A 20,421-nucleotide genomic window follows, 5' to 3' on the forward strand; every position below is an offset into this window, starting at 1 on the left:
GCGCTCACGCACGGGCCTCAGCCCCCCGCCATCGCCCCCACCACGAGCAGCGGCTCGGTGCCGCGCAGGACGGCGTCGGGCAGCGGGTCGCCGGGCGGGGCGTGCGACAGGTCCTCCTCGCAGGCGAAGAACCGCACGAACGCCCGGCGACGCCCGGTGGTCCGGTCGCGCACCGCCCCGCACAGCACCGGGTAGTCGGACTCCAGGGCGTCGAGCACGCCGCCGAGGGTGGCCGGCTCGGCCACCTCGACCCGCACCTCGCCGTCGACCTGGGCCAGGCGGCGCAGGTGGGTCGGCAGCTTCACGCGGATCGCGGTCATGTCGGCGCCGGTCACGGCAGCGTCTGGACCGTCACCGACAGCACCGCCGGCAGGTCCCGCACGATCGGCGCCCAGTTCTCCCCGGCGTCGGGCGAGGCGTAGACCTGCCCGCCGGTCGTCCCGAAGTAGACGCCGCACGTGTCGAGGGAGTCGACGGCCATGGCGTCGCGCAGCACGTCGACGTAGCAGTGCTCCTGCGGCAGGCCGCGCGTCAGCGGCTCCCACTCGTGCCCGCCGGTGCGGCTGCGGTAGACCCGCAGCTTCCCCTCGTACGGGAAGTGCTCGGCGTCGCTGGTGATCGGCACGACGAAGACGGTGTCGGGCTCGTGGGCGTGCACGTCGACGACGAACCCGAAGTCGGTGGGCAGGTTGCCGCCGATGTCGTGCCAGCTGCGACCGAAGTCGTCGCTGCGCATGACGTCCCAGTGCTTCTGCATGTACACCGTGTCGGGCCGGTCGGGGTGCAGCGCGAGCTTGTGCACGCAGTGCCCCACCTCGGCGTCGGGATCGGGGATGCCCTCGCTCACCAGGCCGCGGTTGGCCGCCTGCCAGGTCTTCGCGCCGTCCTCGGTGCGAAAGACGCCGGCCGCGGAGATGGCGACCAGCATCCGCTCCGCGTCGCGCGGGTCGGGCAGGATCGTGTGCAGGCACATACCGCCCGCGCCCGGCTGCCAGTGCGGCCCCGAGCCGTGCTCGCGCAGGCCGGGCAGCTCGTCCCAGGTGCGGCCGCCGTCGACCGAGCGGAACAGCGCCGCGTCCTCGACGCCGGCGAGCACGACGTCGGGGTCGGTGGCCGAGGGCGAGAGGTGCCAGACCCGCGCGAACTCCCACGGGTGCGCCGTGCCGTCGTACCACTGGTGGGTACCGGGCACGCCGGCGTAGGTGAAGTCGTTGCCGACGGCGTCCCAGGTGCGCCCGCCGTCGTCGGAGCGCTGGATCTGCTGGCCGAACCACCCGCCCGACTGCGACGCCCAGATGCGGTCGGGGTCCGCCGGCGACCCCGCCACGTGGTAGATCTCCCAGCCCGGGAAGAACGGCCCGTCCACCGTCCAGTCCCGGCGCGCCCCGTCCGCGGTGAGGACGAACGCGCCCTTGCGCGTGCCGACGAGAACCCGTACCCCGCTCATGCGACCTCCTCGGTTGGATAGGAGGTAGGACGGCCGCCGGGGCCGGGACTCATCGGTCAGCGGGCCTCCAGCGCCGCCAGGTCGCGCTCGGCGAAGCGGCGGTGCTCGCACTCCTCGTTGAGGATCACGCGCAGGCACTCCCGGACCGGGCGGGGGTGGTCGGGATCGCCCGGCCAGGGGGACCCCTCGCAGACCCGGTCGAGCCCGGCGTCGGTGAGGCGGTCGAGCAGGTCGGTGACCAGCGCCGTCCGCCCGGCCCGCACCGCCAGCACCTCCTCGAACGAGGGCCGCGCCGCCGGATCGAGGCCGGCGGTCGCGGCGTCCGCGAGCTCGAAGTCGGTGGGGGGCAGTCCGAGCGGGTGGTAGGGCTCGGGCCGCTCCAGGACCATCCGGCCGGCCCAGCAGTCGGTGGCGAACACGAGGTGGCGCAGCGTCTCGGTCACCGACCACTCGTCGTCGACGCGCTCGTGGCGGGCGGCCTCGTCGAGCCGACGGGCCCGGGCGACGGTGCCCGCCCACAGCCCGGTCAGCTCGTCCCACGCGGCGCGGTGCTCCTCGACCGTCCGCACCTCCCGCACCCGCACCCGCTCCGGGTGGCGGCGGTCGAGCTCGGCCGTCACGAACGCGGTGACGTCGACGTCGTCGACGAGCAGGCGCCCGTACACGCCCGACACCGACAGGCCGTCGACCCAGCACCCGCTGATGCGGACGCCGCGCAGGTCGGAGTCGCGGAAGGCCGCGCCGCCGAGGTCGGAACGGGTGAACCGCGCCCCGCGGAAGGCGTCGGTGCGGTCCTGGTCGGCGGCCACCGTCAGGACTCCGGGATCTCGCGGCGGATCTCGTCGAGCCAGATGCGGGCCGACATGTCCGACGGGGCGCGCCAGTCGCCGCGCGGCGACAGCGACCCGCCCGCCGAGACCTTCGGCCCGTTCGGCAGCGCGGAGCGCTTGAACTGGCTGAAGGAGAAGTAGCGCTGGGCGAAGACCTCCAGCCAGTGCCGGATGTCGCCCAGGCCGTACTCGACCCGGCGGTCCTCGGGCAGGCCGGGCGGCCAGTCGCCGACCGACGCGTCGTGCCAGGCGTGCCAGGCCAGGAACGCGATCTTCGACGGGCGGAACCCGAAGCGCAGCACGTGCCACAGCGAGAAGTCCTGCAGCGCGTACGGGCCGACCTTGGCCTCGCTGCTCTGCACGTCGTCGCCGGGGACGAGCTCGGGCGTGATCTCGGTGTCCAGGACGTCGAGCAGGATCGCCGACACCTCGTCGTCGAACAGGTCGGTGGCCGCCACCCAGCGGATCAGGTGCTGGATCTGCGTCTTGGGGACGCCGCCGTTGACGTTGTAGTGCGACATCTGGTCGCCGACGCCGTAGGTCGACCACCCCAGCGCCAGCTCCGAGAGGTCGCCGGTGCCCAGCACGATGCCGCCGCGCTGGTTGGCCGCGCGGAACAGGTAGTCGGTGCGCAGACCGGCCTGCACGTTCTCGAAGGTGACGTCGTAGACGGGCTCGCCGCCGCCGAAGGGGTGGCCGAGGTTGCGCAGCATCAGCTCCGCGGTCGGCCGGATGTCGATCTCCTCGAACGTGACGCCGAGCGCGTCGCACAGCCGGGTCGCGTTGTTCTTCGTGCGGTCGCCGGTGGCGAAGCCGGGCAGGGTGAACGCGAGGATGTCGCTGCGCGGGCGCTGCTCGCGGTCCATCGCACGGGCGGCGACGATGAGGGCGTGGGTGGAGTCCAGCCCACCGGAGACCCCGATGACGACCTTCGGCTGCCCGATCGCCCGCAGCCGCTGCTCCAGCCCGGAGACCTGGATGTTGTAGGACTCGAAGCAGTCCTGCTCCAGGCGCGCCGGGTCCGAGGGCACGAACGGGAAGCGCTCGACCTCGCGCAGCAGCCCGATGTCGCCGGGCGGCGGGTCGAGGTGGAAGGCGACCGTGCGGAACGCCCCCGTGCGCGCCGCGTGGTGGCGCCGGTTGTCGTCGAAGGTGCCCATGCGCAGGCGCTCGGCGCGCAGCAGGTCGAGGTCGACGTCGGCCACCGAGCGGCGCGGCCCCTTCGGGAAGCGCTCGGTCTCGGCGAGCAGCACGCCGTTCTCGTAGACCATCGTCTGGCCGTCCCAGGCCAGGTCGGTGGTCGACTCGCCCTCGCCCGCCGCCGCGTAGGCGTAGGCCGCGAGGCAGCGCGACGACGCCGACTGCGCCAGCAGCTTGCGGTCGTCGGCCCGCCCCACGGTGATCGGGCTGCCGGAGAGGTTGACGACGACGGTCGCCCCCGCGAGCGTCGCCTCCGCGCTCGGCGGCACCGGGACCCACATGTCCTCGCACACCTCGGCGTGCAGCACGAGCCCGGGCACGTCGTCGGCGGCGAACAGCAGGTCGGGGCCGATCGGCACGTCGGCGTCGCCCAGGCGGACGGTGCCGCGCACGTCGTCGCCGGGGGCGTACTGGCGGCGCTCGTAGAACTCGCGGTAGGTCGGCAGGTACGACTTGGGCGCGATGCCGAGGACCGCGCCCCGGTGGATCACCACGGCGCAGTTGAGGATGCGGTGCAGCACCCGCAGCGGCGCGCCGACGACGAGCACCGGCCGCAGCCCCGCCGACGCCGCGGCGATGTCGAGCAGCGCGCGGCGCACGTCGTCGAGCAGGACGTCCTGCATGACGACGTCCTCGAGCGAGTAGCCCGAGAGCGTGAGCTCGGGGAACACGGCGACGGCGACGCCCTGGTCGTGGCACTCCCGCGCCGTCTCCAGCACGGCCCGCGCGTTGGCGGCCGGGTCGGCGAGGGTGGTGCGCAGGGTGCAGGCGGCCACGCGCGCGAAGCCGTGGCGGTACGCGGAGCGGAAGTCCGACACGGGCCCAGTCTGCCGCACGGGTCGACGGCTGTCCGGGTCGGCGGCGCGACCGGGGCTGGCTTGTTACCCGTCGGTAGGGCACCATCTGCGTCCATGAGCGAGTTCGCGGGACGCGTCGCCGTGGTGACGGGAGCCGGATCGGGTATCGGACGGGCGCTGGCCCGGGACCTCGCGGGCCGCGGTGCGCGGCTCGCGCTGTCCGACGTCGACAAGGACGGGCTGGCGGAGACGGTCGCGTCGATCACCGGCGCGGAGGTCCGCAGCGACGCCCTCGACGTGACCGACCGCGCCGCCGTGCTGGCCTACGCCGACGAGGTGGTGGGGCAGTTCGGGCGCGTCAACCAGGTCTACAACAACGCCGGCATCGCCTTCGCCGGCAACGTCCTCACCTCGGAGTTCGAGGAGATCGAGCGCGTCGTCGACATCGACTTCTGGGGCGTGGTCAACGGCACCAAGGCGTTCCTGCCGCACCTGATCGCGTCCGGCGACGGGCACGTCGTCAACGTCTCCAGCCTGTTCGGCCTGCTGTCGGTGCCGAGCCAGAGCGCCTACAACGCGGCGAAGTTCGCGGTGCGCGGGTTCACCGAGTCGCTGCGCCAGGAGATGCTCGTCGCGCGCCACCCGGTGCAGGTCACCTGCGTGCACCCCGGCGGCATCAGGACCGGGATCGCCCGCAACGCCGCCCGCGGCAAGGGCTTCGAGGACGGCGCCGCGATGGAGCGCTTCGACCGCCAGATGCTGCGGATGAGCCCGGAGAAGGCGGCGTCGATCATCCTCGCGGGGGTGCGGCGCAACCGGGCCCGCGTGCTCGTGGGCAACGACGCCAAGGTCCTCGACGCCGTGGTGCGCCTGCTCGGCTCGGCCTACCAGCGCCCGTTCGCGGCGGTCGCGGGGCGCACGCTGCGGTAGCGGCATACGCTCCGCCAGTGGATCAGGTGCGCACGAGGACCGCGCCGGGCCTGCTCGTCGCCCTCGCCTTCCTCGCCACGATGCTCGGCACCACCCTGCCGACGCCGCTCTACCCGATCTACCAGCAGGAACTGGGCTTCGGCGGCCTGATGGTCACGGTCGTGTTCGCGACCTACGCCGTCGGGGTGCTGGCGGCGCTGCTGCTGTTCGGGCGGCTGTCCGACCGGATCGGCCGCCGCCCCGTGCTGCTGCCCGGCCTCGCGCTCGCCGCGGCCAGCTCGCTGGTGTTCCTCGTGCCCGACAGCCTGCCCGCGCTGTTCGTCGGCCGGCTGCTCTCCGGGCTGTCGGCCGGGGTGTTCACCGGCGTCGCGACGGCGGCGATCGTCGACCTGGCACCGCCCGAGGGCCGGGCGCGCGCCGGGCTGCTGGCCGCGGCCGTGAACATGCTCGGGCTCGGGCTCGGCCCGGTGCTCGCGGGCGCGCTCGCCGACCTGGCGCCGCTCCCGCTGGTGCTGCCCTACCTCGTGCACCTGGGCCTGGTGGCCGTCGGTGCGGTGGCGGTGCTGTTCGTGCCGGAGCCGGTCGTGCGGCAGCCCGGGCCGGTGCGGCTGGAGGTGCAGCGGCTGTCGGTGCCCGCCGACGTCCGCCCGGTGTTCGTGCGCGCCGGCATCGCGGGGTTCGCCGGGTTCTCCGTGCTCGGCTTCTTCACCGCCGTCTCGCCGCTGTTCGTCTCGGGGGTGCTGCGCGAGCCGAGCCACCTGCTGTCCGGTCTCGTCGTGTTCTCCTTGCTCGGCAGCTCCACCGCGGGCCAGCTGCTCTCGGCGCGGCTGCCGCTGCGCACGTCGCTGCTGGGAGGCTGCCTGGCGCTGGCCGCCGGGATCGCCGTCGTCGGCGCCGGGCTGGCCACCTCCTCGCTCGCCGTCCTCGTCGCGGGGGCGGTGGTGGCCGGGCTCGGGCAGGGCGCGAGCTTCCGCGCCGGGCTGCAGTCGGTCACCGGGACGGCGCCCGCCGAGCGGCGCAGCGAGGTCTCGTCGAGCTTCTTCCTGCTGCTCTACGTCGCCATCTCGATCCCCGTCATCGGGGTCGGCGCGGGCGCGCAGGTGTTCGGGCTCGTGCCCACCGCCGTCGTGTTCGCCGGGCTGGTCGCGCTGCTGGCGCTCGGGGCGTTCACCAGCCTGCTCCGGCGGGTATGACGGTTGTGATGGACCTCGCGGACCACGATCGAGGCCCGGACGCCGACCCGCGTACGCCCCGTCGGCGGAGCCGGTACGGCACTGCGGAGCAGCGGGAACGCCGTGCTAGCCGTTTCCGGTAATCGATAAACGCGATAGTGATCGCGCTCACAGGAAATGCGCGGAATGGGTTCCTGATCGATTCGGGAACGTCGCATCAGGGTCCCTTCACCTGTAACTTTCATGGCCATGTCCGCACTCGGCACGACCGCACCGGAGACCGGGAGCGACGCACCGACGACGACTTCGCCGCCCACCACCGCCGACGGCGTCGCCCTGTGGGAGATCGCCGCGGCCTCGCGGGTGCTCGACGTGAACTCCCGCTACGCCTACGTGCTGTGGTGCCGCGACTTCGCCGCCACCTCGATCGTCGCGCGCATCGGGGAGCGGGTCGTCGGGTTCGTCACCGGCTACGTCCGGCCCGAGCGCCCCGACACGCTGTTCGTCTGGCAGGTCGCGGTGCACGAGGTCGCCCGGGGCAGGCGGGTCGCGGCGACGATGCTCGACGACCTCGTCGCGCGGGTCGGCACGCCCTTCCTGGAGACGACGGTGACCGACGACAACGCCGCGTCGCTGGCGATGTTCGCCGGGCTCGCCGAGCGCACGGGCGCAGACATGGAACGCACGGAGCTGTTCGGCCCGGCCGAGCTCGGTGCGGAGCACGACCCCGAGTTCCTGTACCGGATCGGGCCGATGCAGCTGACGCCGACACCCACGCGAGGATGATGACGACGATGACCGTGTTCGAGGATCTGGAGTCCGAGGTCCGGAGCTACTGCCGCAACTGGCCCGTGGTGTTCGACACCGCGCGCGGGTCGCGCCTGACCGACGTGGACGGCCGGACCTACCTCGACTTCTTCGCCGGCGCCGGGGCCCTGAACTACGGCCACAACCCGCCCGCGCTGAAGAAGCCGCTGCTGGAGTACCTGTCCCGCGACGGCATCACGCACGGCCTCGACATGTACACCACGGCCAAGGGCGAGTTCCTGCGCACGTTCGAGGACCGGATCCTGCGGCCGCGCGGGCTGGACTACAAGGTGCAGTTCCCCGGCCCGACCGGCGCGAACACCGTGGAGTCGGCGCTCAAGCTGGCGCGCAAGATCAGCGGCCGCGAGGCGATGATCAACTTCACGAACGCGTTCCACGGCATGACGCTGGGCGCGCTGTCGGTCACCGGCAACTCGATGAAGCGCGGCGGCGCGGGCATCCCGCTGGTGCACGCCACCCCGATGCCCTACGACAACTACTTCGACGGCACCGTCCCCGACTTCCTGTGGATGGAGAAGCTCCTCCAGGACGCCGGGTCGGGCCTCAACGAGCCCGCCGCGGTGATCGTCGAGACGGTGCAGGGCGAGGGCGGCATCAACCCCGCGCGCGTCGAGTGGCTGCAGGGCCTCGACGCGCTGTGCAAGCGCAACGGCATCCTGCTCATCGTCGACGACGTGCAGATGGGCGTCGGGCGCACCGGGCCGTTCTTCTCCTTCGAGATCGCCGGGATCCAGCCCGACATCGTCTGCATCTCCAAGTCGATCAGCGGGTACGGCCTGCCCATGGCCCTCACGCTCATCAAGCCCGAGCACGACGTGTGGGGCCCCGGCGAGCACAACGGCACGTTCCGCGGCAACAACCCCGCATTCGTCACCGCCACCGCCGCGCTGAACGAGTTCTGGAGCGACGACGCCCTGGAGCGCTCGACGCTGGCCAAGGGCGAGCGCGTCGACCAGGCGTTCACCGAGATCGCGTCCCGCTCGCAGACCGTCGAGCTGACGCCGAAGGGGCGCGGCCTGGCCCGCGGCCTGCAGTTCTCCCAGCCCGAGCTCGCCGCGAAGGCGTGCGCCGCGGCGTTCGAGCGCGGCCTGCTGATGGAGACCTCCGGCCCGTCCGACGAGGTCATGAAGATCCTGCCGGCCCTGACCATCACCGACGACGAGCTCGAGGAGGGCCTCGCCATCGTCGGCGAGTCCGTCGCCGCCGTCACCGAAGGGGTGTCCGCACGATGATCGTCCGCACGCTCGACGAGATCACCGACACCGAGCGCGACGTCAAGACCGAGAACTGGCGGAGCAAGCGCATCGTCCTGGGCGGCGACGGCGTCGGGTTCTCGGTGCACGAGACGGTGCTGCAGGCCGGCACCGTCAACGACTTCTGGTACGCGAACCACATCGAGGCCGTCTTCATCACCGAGGGTGAGGGCGAGCTGTACGACAAGGACAACGACACGACCTACGCGCTCGCGCCCGGGTCGATCTACGTGCTGAACGGCAACGAGCGCCACCAGCTGCGCCCGCGCACGCAGATGCGCACGGTGTGCGTGTTCAACCCGCCGGTCACGGGCCGCGAGGTCCACGACGAGAACGGCGTGTACCCGCTGATCACGGCGGAGGAGGAGAAGGAGGCTTCGTAGGCATGGCAGTGACGACCCGACGACGGACGGCGCGCATCGGCGACCGCTACCCCACCCGCGTGGCGGACCGCCCGGTCATCATCGACCGCGCGGAGCCCGCGGTCTGGAGCACGGACCCGGGGATGCTCACCCCGGACGAGCTCGCGGCCCACGAGCGCGACGGCTTCGTCACGGTGCCGCAGCTCCTGACCCCCGACGAGGTGGGCGAGTACGCGGCCGAGCTGGACCGGCTCGCCACCGACCCCGCGGTGCGGGCCGACGAGCGCACGATCGTCGAGAAGACCTCGCAGCAGGTGCGGTCGGTCTTCGAGGTGCACGTGCTGAGCGAGCGGATCGCGGCGCTGGTCGCCGACGAGCGCGTGGCCGGGCGGGCCCGCCAGATCCTCGGCTCCGAGGTCTACGTGCACCAGAGCCGGATCAACTACAAGCCCGGGTTCGGCGGTGCCGGCTTCTACTGGCACTCCGACTTCGAGACCTGGCACGCCGAGGACGGGATGCCGTCGCCGCGGGCGGTGAGCATCTCGATCGCGCTCACCGAGAACTACCCGCACAACGGCTGCCTCATGATCATGCCGGGCTCGCACAAGGAGTTCGTGGCGTGTGTCGGGGAGACCCCGGCCGACCACTACAAGGAGTCGCTGCGCGAGCAGGAGATCGGCACGCCCGACCCGGAGAGCCTCACCGCGCTGGCCGACCGCCACGGCATCGCGATGCTCACCGGCGCCGCCGGCTCGGCCATGCTGTTCGACTCCAACTGCATGCACGGCTCGGGCAGCAACATCACGCCCTACCCGCGCTCGAACATCTTCGTCGTGTTCAACAGCGTGGAGAACGGGCTCGAGGAGCCGTTCTCGGCGCCGGGGCCGCGGCCGTCGCACGTGGCGGCGCGGCAGATCGTGCCGGTGGGCTGAGACCCCGCCGGGCCGGCTAGACCCGGTCGAACGGGAGCAGGTCCGGCCGCTTGGGCAGGAACCCGTCGCCGGTGCGCCGGCCCTGCACCCGCTTGCGCACGAACGGCATGACGAACTCGCGCATCCAGCGCAGGTCGTCGGCCTGGCGGGCGCGCCACGGCATCGGGTCGCCGTCGGGCACCGGGGCGCGCCAGTCCTCGGTGACCGGCTCGCCGAGCGTCTCCAGCACCCGCAGCGCCACGCGGCGGTGGGCGTCGGGGCGCAGGTGCAGCCGGTCGGGGCCCCACGCGCGGGGGTCGGCGAGCGGGGCCATGCCCCAGAGGTCGACGACGTGGCTGCCGTGGCGCTCGGCCGCGGCCCGCATCGACTCGTTGAAGGTGGCCACGCGGCCGCGCAGCCGGCGGATGAGCGGGTGCATCCGGCCCAGGTCGAAGCCGGTGAAGATGAAGACCTCGGCGCCGGTGGCGGCGATGCGGCCGAGCGCGTCGTCGAAGCGGCGGGCGAGGTCGTCGACGTCGCAGCCGAAGCGGATGAGGTCGTTGCCGCCCGCGCAGAACGACACGAGCTCGGGGCGCAGCCGCTCGGCCACCGGGATCTGGTCCTCGACGATCTGGTCGAGCAGCTTCCCGCGCACGGCGAGGTTGGCGTAGCGGAAGCCGGGGCGCCCGGCGGCGATCTCCTCGGCGACGCGGTCGGCCCAGCCGCGAGGGGAGCCGTCGGGGCGCCAGTCGTCGAGGCCCTCGGTGAAGCTGTCGCCGATCGCCACGAAGCTGTTCCAGGTGCGCACGACGACCGCCTCCGTTCACGTCCGCTCCATCCCCGCGACGGGTGGAGGTCATCCCAGGATCACCCATCGGCGCACCGTCGCGCCAGTCCCGGTGATCACTTCGTGTCGGTAGGGCACCCTCAGTACGTGACCACACCCGAACCGTCGCTCGCCGACGTCCTCGGCGGGCGCGGTGGCGCCGTCGACGCGACCGTGCCCGTCGCCGCGTTCGTGGCCGGCTGGGGTCTCGCCGGCGCACTGGGCTGGGCCGGGCCGGTCGCGTGGGGCGGGGGCGCGGCGGTGCTCGCGGCCGCGGTGATCGGGGCCGTCCGGCTGCGGGCGGGGACGCCGCCGCGGGCGGTGCTGTTCGGGCTGCTCGGCGTCGCGCTGGCGGCGGTGGTGGCGCTGTCCACCGGCCGCGCGGCCGACTTCTTCCTGGTCCGGATCGTCAGCAACGCGGTGAGCGCGCTGGCGTGGGCGGTGTCGATCGTCGTGCGGTGGCCCCTGCTCGGGCTCGTCGTCGGCACGGCGCTGGGGCAGCGCACCCGCTGGCGCCGCGACCCCGACCTGCTGCGCGGCTACCAGCGCGCGAGCTGGGTGTGGGTGGCGCAGTACGTCGTGCGGCTGGCGGTGTTCCTGCCGCTCTACCACGCCGACGCCGTCGTGGCGCTGGGCATCGCCCAGACCGTGCTGACCTGGCCGCTCGTGGCCGTCTGCATCGCGCTGTCGTGGCCACTGGTGCGCTCGGCGCTGCCGGAGGGCCACGGCGGGATCCGGCACCCCGCCGGGCCGGAGTGAACGTCGCCACTCGGCCGTGATCGTCGGAAACGATCCAGCGGCGTCGTTCGCTGAAAAGGGTGACACCCCTTCCCGATCTGGAGCGCCTGCCGAGCCATGCCCCGTCCCGCCACCCCGTCCGACACCTCCACCGTCGAGATCACGGCCGAGAAGAAGGCCCCCGATCTGACGGTCAACAAGGTCCTCGCCGGAGCGGGGGCCGCGGCCACGGCCGCGGTGCTCGGCTCCTACCTCGGGGCGGCGGGGACCGTGCTGGGCGCGGCGCTCGGATCGGTCGCGAGCACGATCGCCTCGGTGCTCTACCAGCGCTCGCTCGACCGCACCCGCGACACGGTCGTCGCCCGCATCCGGCCCGGGCGGATCCCCGCGCAGCGCGGCGCCCCGGACGCCGAGACGGTGATCATCGCGCCGGTGCCGCCGCCGCCGGTGGGGCGCCGCCCGTGGCGCCGCGCCGTCGTGGCCGCGATCGTGGTGTTCGTCCTGGGCCTGGCCGCCGTCACCGGTCTGGAGTGGGCCAACGGCTCGTCGCTGACGAGGGACGAGTCGGGCACCTCGGTCGGCCGCGTGATCGCCCCGCCGCCGTCGACGGACACGGACACCACGGGCGACACGACGACGACCGACGAGCCGACCGAGGACCCCACCGACGAGCCGACGCCGACCGGCGACGCGACCGAGGAGGAGGGCGACGACGAGGGGACCGGCGACGGCCCGCCGGTCGTCGAGGACTCCGGTGAGGCCGAGCCGACGACCGCCGCCCCGACGCCCACGCCGACGCCGACGGGCTCCGTGCGGCCGTCGGGCGGCCGGTAGCCACCCGACCTGGTCAGCGCAGGCGGGCGGCCAGCGCCGCCGCCGCGGCGCGCGGGTCCTCCGCCTCGGTGATCGCGCGCACCACGACGATCCGCCGCGCGCCCGCGTCGAGCACCTCGGTGAGCCGCTCCTGGTCGATGCCGCCGATGGCGAACCAGGGGCGCGCCGGCGCCCGGTCGGCCACCGTGCGCACCAGGCCGAGGCCGGGGGCGGGCCGGCCGGGCTTGGTCGGCGTCGGCCAGCAGGGGCCGACGCAGAAGTAGTCGACGCCCGGCTCGTCGGCGGCCGCCAGCGTCTCGTCGGCGCTGTGCGACGAGCGCCCGACCACCACCTCGTCGCCGACGACCCGGCGCGCCCAGTCCACCGGCAGGTCGTCCTGCCCGAGGTGCAGGACGTCGGCGCCCGCGGCCAGCGCGACGTCGGCGCGGTCGTTCACCGCGAGCAGCGCGCCGTGCCGCGCGCACACCTCCGCGAGCACCTCCAGCGCGGCCAGCTCGTCGCGGGCCTCGATGCCCTTGTCGCGCAGCTGCACGACGTCGACGCCGCCGGCCAGTGCGGCGTCGACGAACTCCGCGAGGTCCGGGCGGGCGGGCGTGCAGAGGTAGAGGCGGGCGTCGTCGAGCCGCGCGCGCAGGGCGTCACCATCGAGTCCGGGCACGGACGTGAGCGTAGGCTGGCCCCCAGGTGACGCACGGGAGCCCCGGTGGGGCTGAGAGGGGACCACGGAGTCCCGACCGTCGAACCTGATCCGGGTCATGCCGGCGCAGGGAGCGGGGAGCATGCAGCAGGTGATCGTGATCGGCGCGGGCGTGATCGGCCTGTCCTGCGCCTGGCGGGCGGCCGCCGCGGGGTGGCCGGTGACCCTCGTGGACCCGGCACCCGGGTCCGGGGCGTCGTGGGTGGCGGGCGGGATGCTCGCGCCCGTCACCGAGGCGTGGCCGGGCGAGGAGCGGCTGCTCGACCTCGGCGTCGCGTCGCTGGAGCGGTGGCCGGGCTTCGCCGCCGACCTGGGGCCGTGCGGGCTGCGCACCGAGGGCACCGTCGTCGCCGCCACGGGCTCGGGCGACCGCGCCGAGCTCGACGCCCTCGCCGCCCACCTGGCGGGCCTGGGCCGCGACGTCGAGCGCCTCTCCGGGCGCGAGCTGCGCCGGCTCGAACCGGCGATCGGGCCCGACGTGCGGGGCGGGCTGTGCGTGCCGGAGGACCTCGCCGTCGACAACCGCGCTCTGCTCGCCGCGCTGCGCTCGGCCGCGGCCCGGGCGGGGGTGAGGTCCGTGGAGGCGGCCGCGGCGGCCGTCGTCGACGACGGGGAGCGCGTCACCGGGGTGCGCCTGGCCGACGGCACGGTGCTCGCCGCGCCCGTCGTCGTCGTGGCGGCGGGGGCGCACTCCGGCACCCTGCACCCGGCGCTGGACGGCCTCGTGCGCCCGGTGAAGGGCGAGATCCTGCGGCTCGCGCACCGGCCGGGCGCGTTCCCGCCGCCGCGGCGGACCGTGCGCGCGCTGGTCGACGGGCGTCCCGTCTACGCCGTGCCGCGCGACGGCGGCGGCCTCGTCATCGGGGCGACGCAGACCGAGACCGGCTTCGACACCACCGTCACCGCGGGCGGCGTCCGCGACCTGCTGCGCGACGCCGAGCGCGTGCTGCCCGGCGTCGCCGAGTACGCGCTCGTGGAGACCGCGGCCGGGCTGCGTCCCGGCACCCCGGACAACCGCCCGCTGATCGGTGCCCTCGGGCCCGAGGGGCTGCTCGCCGCCACCGGCCACGGCCGCAACGGCATGCTGCTCGCCCCGCTCACCGCCGACGCCGTGCTCGGCCTGCTCCGCGGGGAGCCGGGCCCGGCCGACGCGGACCCCCGCCGCTTCCAGGAGGTGTCCCGATGACGGTCGTGCTCAACGGGGAGGACGCCGAGCTGGCGTCCGGGGCGACCGTGCTCGACGCGCTGGAGGCGCTCGGGCTGCCGCGCACCGGTGTGGCCGTAGCCGTCGACGGGTCCGTCGTGCGCCGCGCCGACTGGGCCGCGACCCCGCTCACCGACGGCGCCCGCGTCGAGGTGCTCACCGCCGTGCAGGGAGGATGACGATGGACGACACGCTGGTCATCGGGGGTCGCAAGATCTCCTCGCGCCTGATCATGGGCACCGGGGGCGCGGCCAACCTGGAGGTCCTCGAGCGGGCGCTGGTCGCGTCCGGCACCGCGCTGACGACCGTCGCGATGCGCCGCGTCGACGCCGCCACCGGCACCGGCGTGCTCGACCTCCTGCGCCGCCTGGGCATCGAGGTCCTGCCCAACACCGCGGGCTGCCGCACCGCCGCCGAGGCCGTGCTCACCGCGCAGCTCGCGCGGGAGGCGCTGGAGACCGACCTGGTGAAGCTCGAGGTCGTGGCCGACGAGCGGACCCTGCTGCCCGACCCGATCGAGCTGCTCGACGCCGCCGAGCAGCTCGTCGACGACGGGTTCACCGTGCTGCCCTACACCAACGACGACCCGGTGCTCGCCCGCAAGCTGGAGCAGGCCGGGTGCGCCGCGGTGATGCCGCTGGGCTCCCCGATCGGCACCGGACTCGGGATCCGCAACCCGCACAACATCGCGATGATCGTCGAGGCCGCGGGGGTGCCGGTCGTCCTGGACGCCGGGATCGGCACGGCGTCGGAGGCGGCGCAGGCGATGGAGCTGGGCTGCGACGCCGTCCTGCTGGCCACCGCCGTCACCCGGGCCGCCGACCCGGAGCGCATGGCCCTGGCCATGCGGCTGGGCGTGGAGGCGGGCCGGGCGGCGCACGGGGCGGGCCGGATCCCGCGGCGGTACTGGGCGCAGGCCTCGAGCCCCGACCCCGACGCCTGAGGCCCGCCCACCCGCGCCACCCCCGCCCCGCCCCCCGGCCCCGCCCCGCCACCGCGCGCCGCCCCGCCCCCGCCCCGCCCCAGTGGCAGTAAAGCCACTCCACTGTCACTGGGTGGCAGTAAAGCCACTCCACTGTCACGAGGGCGGGGGCGCGGGCGAGCACGAGGGCGAGGGCGAGGAGGAGGGAGGGCCGCCGCCAGCGCCTCCGCGCCCCGCCCCCCGCGGCCCCGCCCCGCCACCGCCTCGCCCGAGTGGCAGTAAAGCCACTCCACTGTCACTCGGTGGCAGTAAAGCCACTCCACTGTTACGAGGGCGAGGGGCGCGGGCGAGCTCGAGGGCGAGGGGCGCGGGGCGGGGGCGCGCTGTGCGGGGGTGCGGGAGGCGCGGGGGCGCGCTGTGCGGCGGGGGGCGCGGGGCGCGCGACGCGGCGGGGGCGCGCGGCGGGGGTGCGGGGCCCTGGTTGCAGGAAAGCCACTTTCCCGCAACCAGATGGCGGGAACGTGGCTTTCCTGCAATTCCGAAGTGGGCGGGCTACCGCCGCACCCTCGCCAGCTGGCGCTCGTCCAGGCCGATCTCCCGCAACGTCGCCAGGGAGGCGTCCAGGCGCTCTCGCGTGACCGTCAGGTCGTGGCTCGCCCGCTCCACGTCGTGCAGGGCCCGCAGGGCCTCCTGCGGCTCGGGCACCAGCACCGCGAGGAGCCGGTCGCGGGCGGCGTCGGCCGGGCCGGCGGCGGCGTGCCGGCCCACCGTGGCGGGCTCCGGGGCGGGCACCGGGGCGGCCCCCACCGAGGGCGTCGACGCGGGCGAGGGCGCCGCGCCCACCGTCGTCCGCAGCGGCACCTCGCGGATCAGCAGGACGGCCACCAGCGTCACCAGCGAGGCGACGGCGGCGATCCCGAACACCAGCGCCAGCCCGTCGCCGTAGGCGGCGCGCACCGCCTCGGCCTCGGCGGCGCTGTCGGTGCCCAGCCCCCCGAGCCCCGACGACGAGCCGCTGAGCGCGGTGACCCGGGCGTCGAGGACGACGCCGAGGATCGTGACGCCGATCGTGCCGCCGAGCGAGCGCAGGAACGCGACGAGCGCGCTCGCCGCGCCGACGTCGCGGACGTCGACGGTGTTCTGCACGGCCAGCACCAGGTTCTGCATGCTCATGCCGATCCCCAGGCCCAGGACGGCGAGGAACACACCGATCCGGACGACGGGCGTGGTGTGGTCGATCGTCGCGAGCAGGCCCAGGCCAGTGGTCATCAGCACGGCGCCCGCCACGAGGTAGCCCTTCCAGCGGCCGAACCGGCTGATCAGCTGGCCCGACCCGGTCGAGGCCACCAGCAGCCCGCCGACCAGGGGCAGCGTGAGCAGGCCGGCCGTGGTCGGGTCGTAGGAGCGGGCGACCTGGAAGTACTGGCCGAGGTAGACCGTGCTGCCGAACATCACCACGCCGACGACGAGGCTCGCGACCACCGAGAGCACGACGGTCCGCTCGCGGAACAGCGACATCGGGACGACCGGCTCCGGCGCCCGGAGCTCCACGAAGACCGCGGCGACGAGCGCGGCGGCGCCCAGCGCGGCGAGCCCCAGGGACGTCGGCGAGCTCCACGCGAACTGCGAGCCGGCCAGCGAGATCCAGACCAGCAGCACCGAGACGCCACCGGAGATCAGCGCGGCGCCGAGGTAGTCCAGGCGCACCTCGCGCTTGATCGTCGGCACGCGCAGCGTGCGCTGCAGCACGACGAGCGCGACGAGGCCGATCGGCACGCCGATGAAGAAGGTCCAGCGCCAGCCGAGCGCCGGGGTGCTCACCAGCAGGCCGCCGACCAGCGGGCCGGAGACGGTCGCGGCGGCCAGCACGGCGCCGAGGTAGCCGGAGTAGCGGCCGCGCTCGCGCGGCGGGATCAGCGCGGCGATGACGACCTGCGCCAGCGCCTGCAGCCCGCCCGCGCCGATGCCCTGCGCGGCGCGCCAGGCGATCAGCTCGCCCATCGAGCCGGCGAACCCGGCGCCGATCGAGGCGAGGACGAACACGACGATCGCGACCTGGACCAGCAGCTTCTTGCTGAACAGGTCGGCGAGCTTGCCCCAGATCGGCGTGGAGGCCGTGGTCGTGAGCAGGGTCGCGGTGACGATCCACGTGTAGCCGGTCTGGTCGCCGTGCAGGTCGGCGACGATCGTCGGCAGCGCGTTGGACACGATCGTGCTGGACAGGATCGCGATGAACATCGCGAGCAGCAGCCCGCTCAGTGCGGTGAGCACCTCGCGCCGGCTGCGCACGGGTTCGGGCGGCGCGGCCGGGACAGCCCGCGCGGGGGCGGTCGTGGTCATGACGGTTCCTTCTTCGTTCGGGTCAGCTGATGCCGGTGAGCTCGTCCGCGCGCGCCTCGATCTCCTCGGCGAGCGCGGCGACGAGCCGGGCCACGGTGTGCACGTCGCCCGCGTCGCTGCGCTCGAGGGCGCTGCGGACCAGGTCGCGCCCCCGCGTGCGCGTGCGCACGACGAGCGCGTGCCCGTCGGGGGTGAGCGAGACGAGCCCGGCGCGGCGGTCGGACGGGTCGGGGCGGCGGCAGGCCAGCCCGCGCGCCTGGAGCTCGCCGACCTGGCGGCTCACCACCGACTGGTCGACGCCCCGGAGCTCGGCGATCTCGCCGATCCGGTGCTCGCCCTCGTCGAGGAGCCCGGCGAGCTGGAGCAGGGCGAGCGTGCTGTGCGCCGCGTTCGGGACGCGGCGACCCGCGCTCCGCCACGACCGCACCAGGTGCGTGACGGCGTCGGCCAGCTCGTCCACGGCGTCGTCGCCGGTGACGGGGGCGGACGAGATCGTGTGCATACGACAACTATACGGAAGATGGTTGCGGCATGCAACCTAAAGCTCGGACTCCGGGGGAGTGAGGGTCGTCGCGAGGCGCGTGAGCCCGTCGGCGAGCGTCGCGACCTCGTCCGCCGACCAGGACGCCAGCCGCGAGCGGAACTCCTCGTGCCGCGCCCGCGAGACCTCCTCGAGCCGCGCGCGCCCCTCCTCGCCGAGCTCCAGGAGGAACGCGCGCCCGTCCTCGGGGTCGGGCCGGCGCACCACGAGACCGAGCGCGAGGAGCGAGGAGACCTGGCGGCTCATCGTCGACTTGTCGAGGCCGAACTCCTCGGCGAGGTCGACCAGGCGCAGCGGCGCCGACCGCGCGATCGCCAGCAGCACCGCGTAGCTCGCGGCGTCGACGTCGGGGTGCAGCCGCGTGGCCAGCGTGCGCAGGACGCTGCGGGAGCGGCGCAGCAGCAGGCTGATCTCGCGCTCCAGCCGCTCGACGGCGGCGTCGTGGGCGGGGTCGTGGTCGGGCTCGGGCCCGCCCACTACGCCCCCTCGTCCACCGGCCGGACGCCGGCGCGGTGGCGCTGCGCCAGGTCGCGGTAGATCTGCGGGTTGCCCTCGACCCACCACCGGGCCGACTGCGTCAGCGGCCCCTTCTCCCGCGCGATCTGGCCGAGCACGAGCTGCCCGTCCGGGACGACGGTGTTCGGCGGCACCGTCGCGCCCGCGCCGACCAGGCAGCGCGCCCCGATCCGGGCGCCGTCCTGGATGGTGGCGCCGTTGCCGATCAGGGCCTCCTCGCCGATCACGCAGCCGTGGACGACGCACAGGTGCCCGATCGTCGCGCCCGCGCCGACCTCGGTGACCGGGTCGTCGCCGCCGTGCAGCACGCAGCCGTCCTGCACGTTCGCGCCCGCGCGGATGATGATCGGTCCGAAGTCGGCGCGCAGCACCGCGCCATACCAGATCGACGCCCCGGCCTCGACGCGGACGTCACCGACGAGCGTGGCGGTCGGCGCGACGAACGCCTCGGGGTGCACGGTGGGGGCGAGGCCCTCGAACGAGAACAGCGGCATGCCCGCAGCGTGCCGTACCCGGTCGGGTGGTCCGGATGGGGGATCCCGGCCGCGGCGGGCAACCTGGGGCCCGTCCGGTGCGTCCTCCTCCATCGGACCTCGACGGGGAGGTGGCGCGATGCGCCGGATCATGCTGGTGCTGCAGGTGCTGGGAGTGCTCGTGGTGGCGGGGTGCGCCGGTCCGGCGGTGGTGGCGCCGGCCGCGCCGGACGCCCCGACCACGGCCCCGACGACGACGGCCGCGGCCCCGCCCGAGCGGGCCCTGCCGGTCTACTTCGTGGCCGAGACCGACTCCGGCCCGCGCCTCTACCGCGAGTTCCACCGCGTCGCGACCGACGACCCGGCGAGCGACGCGGTGCGCGAGATGCTCGCCGGCGCCCTCGACCCCGACTACCGCACGCCCTGGCCCGGGGGCACCGCGCTGCGCGCCCCCGTCGAGGTCGCGGGCGGCGTGATCACCGTCGACCTCACCGGCGTGACGCCCGGCGCGCAGGTGGGCACGGCGGGCGCGGAGCTGACCGTGCAGCAGCTCGTGTACACCGTCCAGGCCGCGCTGCAGTCGACCGACCCCGTGCGGATCCTCCTCGACGGCGAGCCGGTCGAGGAGCTGTTCGGCGCGGTGTCCACGGCCGGTCCGGTACCTCGCGGCGACCTCTACGCGACCCGCTCGCTGGTGCAGATCGACGCTCCCGCCCACGGCGCGACGGTCGCGGGCCCGCTCGTGGTCACCGGCGAGGCCGCGGTGTTCGAGGCGACGCTGCCGTGGGAGGTGCTGCGCGACGGTGCGGTGGTCGCGTCGGGCGTCACGGGCACCGCGGAGGGCCAGGTGTTCGCCGCGTTCTCGTTCCCGGTCGAGCTGCCGCCCGGTGACTACGTCGTGCGGATCACCGAGGACGACCCGTCCGGCGGCGAGGGCCGCCCGGCGCTGACCGACGACAAGGCGGTCACGGTCACCTGAGCGGCGCCCGGCCCGCGGGGTGCAGGCCGAGCGCGGCGAGCTCCAGCGCGGCGAGGTCGCGCACGACCGCCGGGTCCTCGCGCCGCCACGCCGCGGCCGGGTCCGGCGACACGGCCAGCAGCCGCCGCACGGGCAGCCGGGTGAGCGCGCGCAGGGCGAGCAGGTCGGTGTCGACGTCGCGGACCGCGAGCGCCGAGCGCGCGGCGAGCATCCAGCGCACCCGCAGCACCAGCCAGAGCAGCACGACCGGCACGGCGGCGAGGACGACGATCCCGACGGCGATGCCCGTGGACGCGGTGGCCACCGCCTCCACCTGCTCGCGACCGGCGTCGCCGAGGGTCTGCCCGGCGCCGGTGCCCGTGCCCAGCGCGCGGGCGAGGTCCTCGCCCACGAACGGCACCCGCCCCGCGGTGTCGGCGGCCGCCGCGAACGCGCCCCGGATGGAGTCGCCGGCGTCGGCGAGCGTCTGCGCGGGGCCCTGCAGCCCGTCGACCAGCCCCTTCGCCGTCCTGGCCACGACCACCACCAGCACCACCCAGCCGATCACCAGCAGGTCGGCGAGCACCTGGCCCAGCGCGCGGGCGGGTCGTTCGGCGTAGGGGCGCATGACCGCGCAGGCTA

At 74.7% G+C, this 20,421-nt stretch carries 23 protein-coding genes and 1 riboswitch; of the genes, 12 read left to right on the forward strand and 11 right to left on the reverse strand.

Translation table 11 applies throughout. The features are described from left to right. Positions 1-17 precede the first annotated feature (17 nt). From HOP40_RS10350 to HOP40_RS10365, 4 genes are read right to left on the reverse strand one after another with little or no spacing between them, the layout of a single operon-like run. Positions 18-320, reverse strand: coding sequence for a MoaD/ThiS family protein (locus HOP40_RS10350; RefSeq protein ID WP_172157091.1), 303 nt, complete (start codon positions 318-320; stop codon positions 18-20). 11 nt (positions 321-331) lie between these two features. Beyond that, positions 332-1,447, reverse strand: a complete 1,116-nt coding sequence (locus HOP40_RS10355) for a WD40/YVTN/BNR-like repeat-containing protein (RefSeq protein ID WP_172157092.1) — start codon at positions 1,445-1,447, stop codon at positions 332-334. Between the two features lie 56 nt (positions 1,448-1,503). Further along, a complete protein-coding gene (locus tag HOP40_RS10360) occupies positions 1,504-2,256 on the reverse strand; it encodes a DinB family protein (protein ID WP_172157094.1) in 753 nt (250 codons plus the stop codon). A gap of 2 nt (positions 2,257-2,258) precedes the next feature. Continuing rightward, positions 2,259-4,295: an NAD(+) synthase gene (locus HOP40_RS10365; protein ID WP_172157096.1), complete on the reverse strand. Its 2,037-nt coding sequence runs from the start codon at positions 4,293-4,295 to the stop codon at positions 2,259-2,261. Between the two features lie 93 nt (positions 4,296-4,388). Between HOP40_RS10365 and HOP40_RS10370 the strand changes: the two genes are divergently transcribed. The 6 genes from HOP40_RS10370 (at position 4,389) to thpD (ending at position 9,751) form a co-directional block, all read left to right on the forward strand. Further along, positions 4,389-5,204, forward strand: coding sequence for an SDR family NAD(P)-dependent oxidoreductase (locus tag HOP40_RS10370; protein ID WP_172157098.1), 816 nt, complete (start codon positions 4,389-4,391; stop codon positions 5,202-5,204). Positions 5,205-5,221: 17 nt separating this feature from the next. Continuing rightward, positions 5,222-6,397: an MFS transporter gene (locus tag HOP40_RS10375; RefSeq protein WP_240157613.1), complete on the forward strand. Its 1,176-nt coding sequence runs from the start codon at positions 5,222-5,224 to the stop codon at positions 6,395-6,397. A gap of 228 nt (positions 6,398-6,625) precedes the next feature. Next, positions 6,626-7,162, forward strand: a complete 537-nt coding sequence (ectA, locus tag HOP40_RS10380; RefSeq protein ID WP_172157100.1) for a diaminobutyrate acetyltransferase — start codon at positions 6,626-6,628, stop codon at positions 7,160-7,162. Between the two features lie 8 nt (positions 7,163-7,170). Then, positions 7,171-8,436, forward strand: coding sequence for a diaminobutyrate--2-oxoglutarate transaminase (gene ectB / locus HOP40_RS10385; protein ID WP_172157102.1), 1,266 nt, complete (start codon positions 7,171-7,173; stop codon positions 8,434-8,436). Beyond that, on the forward strand, positions 8,433-8,840 hold the full coding sequence (locus tag HOP40_RS10390) for an ectoine synthase (RefSeq protein ID WP_172157104.1): 408 nt from the start codon (positions 8,433-8,435) through the stop codon (positions 8,838-8,840). The genes ectB and HOP40_RS10390 overlap by 4 nt, the downstream gene beginning before the upstream one ends. Positions 8,841-8,842: 2 nt before the next feature. Next, positions 8,843-9,751 (forward strand): ectoine hydroxylase, encoded by a 909-nt coding sequence (gene thpD, locus HOP40_RS10395; RefSeq protein ID WP_172157106.1) that lies wholly within the window; start codon positions 8,843-8,845, stop codon positions 9,749-9,751. Positions 9,752-9,767: 16 nt separating this feature from the next. Here the strand turns inward: thpD and HOP40_RS10400 are convergent, their stop codons facing one another. Further along, on the reverse strand, positions 9,768-10,538 hold the full coding sequence (locus HOP40_RS10400) for an SGNH/GDSL hydrolase family protein (RefSeq protein WP_172157108.1): 771 nt from the start codon (positions 10,536-10,538) through the stop codon (positions 9,768-9,770). A gap of 126 nt (positions 10,539-10,664) precedes the next feature. Here HOP40_RS10400 and HOP40_RS10405 point away from each other — a divergent pair, with 126 nt between their 5' ends. Together HOP40_RS10405 and HOP40_RS10410 are read left to right on the forward strand one after the other, a co-directional pair. After that, complete coding sequence (locus tag HOP40_RS10405) at positions 10,665-11,315, forward strand: DUF3159 domain-containing protein (protein WP_172157110.1); 651 nt, start codon at positions 10,665-10,667, stop codon at positions 11,313-11,315. Positions 11,316-11,411: 96 nt separating this feature from the next. After that, on the forward strand, positions 11,412-12,128 hold the full coding sequence (locus tag HOP40_RS10410; protein ID WP_172157112.1) for a hypothetical protein: 717 nt from the start codon (positions 11,412-11,414) through the stop codon (positions 12,126-12,128). Positions 12,129-12,141: 13 nt separating this feature from the next. Here the strand turns inward: HOP40_RS10410 and thiE are convergent, their stop codons facing one another. After that, positions 12,142-12,786 (reverse strand): thiamine phosphate synthase, encoded by a 645-nt coding sequence (gene thiE, locus HOP40_RS10415; protein ID WP_172157114.1) that lies wholly within the window; start codon positions 12,784-12,786, stop codon positions 12,142-12,144. A gap of 23 nt (positions 12,787-12,809) precedes the next feature. Continuing rightward, positions 12,810-12,915, forward strand: a riboswitch (TPP riboswitch). Between thiE and thiO the strand changes: the two genes are divergently transcribed. From thiO to thiG, 3 genes are all read left to right on the forward strand, one after another. Next, positions 12,908-14,011 carry a glycine oxidase ThiO gene (thiO, locus tag HOP40_RS10420; RefSeq protein ID WP_172157116.1) on the forward strand — a complete coding sequence of 368 codons (1,104 nt, stop codon included), beginning with the start codon at positions 12,908-12,910 and terminating at the stop codon, positions 14,009-14,011. It overlaps the preceding riboswitch by 8 nt. Further along, the gene (thiS, locus tag HOP40_RS10425) at positions 14,008-14,208 is read left to right on the forward strand and encodes a sulfur carrier protein ThiS (protein ID WP_172157118.1); all 201 of its coding nucleotides are present in this window, start codon (positions 14,008-14,010) and stop codon (positions 14,206-14,208) included. The genes thiO and thiS overlap by 4 nt, the downstream gene beginning before the upstream one ends. Positions 14,209-14,210: 2 nt before the next feature. Further along, positions 14,211-14,972, forward strand: a complete 762-nt coding sequence (thiG, locus tag HOP40_RS10430; RefSeq protein WP_275691346.1) for a thiazole synthase — start codon at positions 14,211-14,213, stop codon at positions 14,970-14,972. Between the two features lie 531 nt (positions 14,973-15,503). Here the strand turns inward: thiG and HOP40_RS10435 are convergent. From HOP40_RS10435 to HOP40_RS10450, 4 genes are read right to left on the reverse strand one after another with little or no spacing between them, the layout of a single operon-like run. After that, on the reverse strand, positions 15,504-17,291 hold the full coding sequence (locus HOP40_RS10435; protein ID WP_172157122.1) for an MDR family MFS transporter: 1,788 nt from the start codon (positions 17,289-17,291) through the stop codon (positions 15,504-15,506). 22 nt (positions 17,292-17,313) lie between these two features. Beyond that, positions 17,314-17,793: a MarR family winged helix-turn-helix transcriptional regulator gene (locus HOP40_RS10440; protein WP_172157124.1), complete on the reverse strand. Its 480-nt coding sequence runs from the start codon at positions 17,791-17,793 to the stop codon at positions 17,314-17,316. A gap of 36 nt (positions 17,794-17,829) precedes the next feature. Continuing rightward, a complete protein-coding gene (locus tag HOP40_RS10445) occupies positions 17,830-18,309 on the reverse strand; it encodes a MarR family winged helix-turn-helix transcriptional regulator (protein WP_172157126.1) in 480 nt (159 codons plus the stop codon). Continuing rightward, entirely contained in the window at positions 18,309-18,842 is a 534-nt protein-coding gene (locus tag HOP40_RS10450) for a gamma carbonic anhydrase family protein (protein WP_172157128.1), read from the reverse strand. The genes HOP40_RS10445 and HOP40_RS10450 overlap by 1 nt, the downstream gene beginning before the upstream one ends. Positions 18,843-18,960: 118 nt before the next feature. Between HOP40_RS10450 and HOP40_RS10455 the strand changes: the two genes are divergently transcribed. Next, positions 18,961-19,800 carry a GerMN domain-containing protein gene (locus tag HOP40_RS10455; RefSeq protein ID WP_172157130.1) on the forward strand — a complete coding sequence of 280 codons (840 nt, stop codon included), beginning with the start codon at positions 18,961-18,963 and terminating at the stop codon, positions 19,798-19,800. Here the strand turns inward: HOP40_RS10455 and HOP40_RS10460 are convergent. Continuing rightward, positions 19,793-20,407, reverse strand: a complete 615-nt coding sequence (locus tag HOP40_RS10460) for a hypothetical protein (protein WP_172157132.1) — start codon at positions 20,405-20,407, stop codon at positions 19,793-19,795. The genes HOP40_RS10455 and HOP40_RS10460 overlap by 8 nt on opposite strands. Between the last annotated feature and the right edge of the window lie 14 nt (positions 20,408-20,421).

Origin of the sequence: Pseudonocardia broussonetiae (assembly GCF_013155125.1) — a bacterium.
Lineage (GTDB): Bacteria > Actinomycetota > Actinomycetes > Mycobacteriales > Pseudonocardiaceae > Pseudonocardia > Pseudonocardia broussonetiae.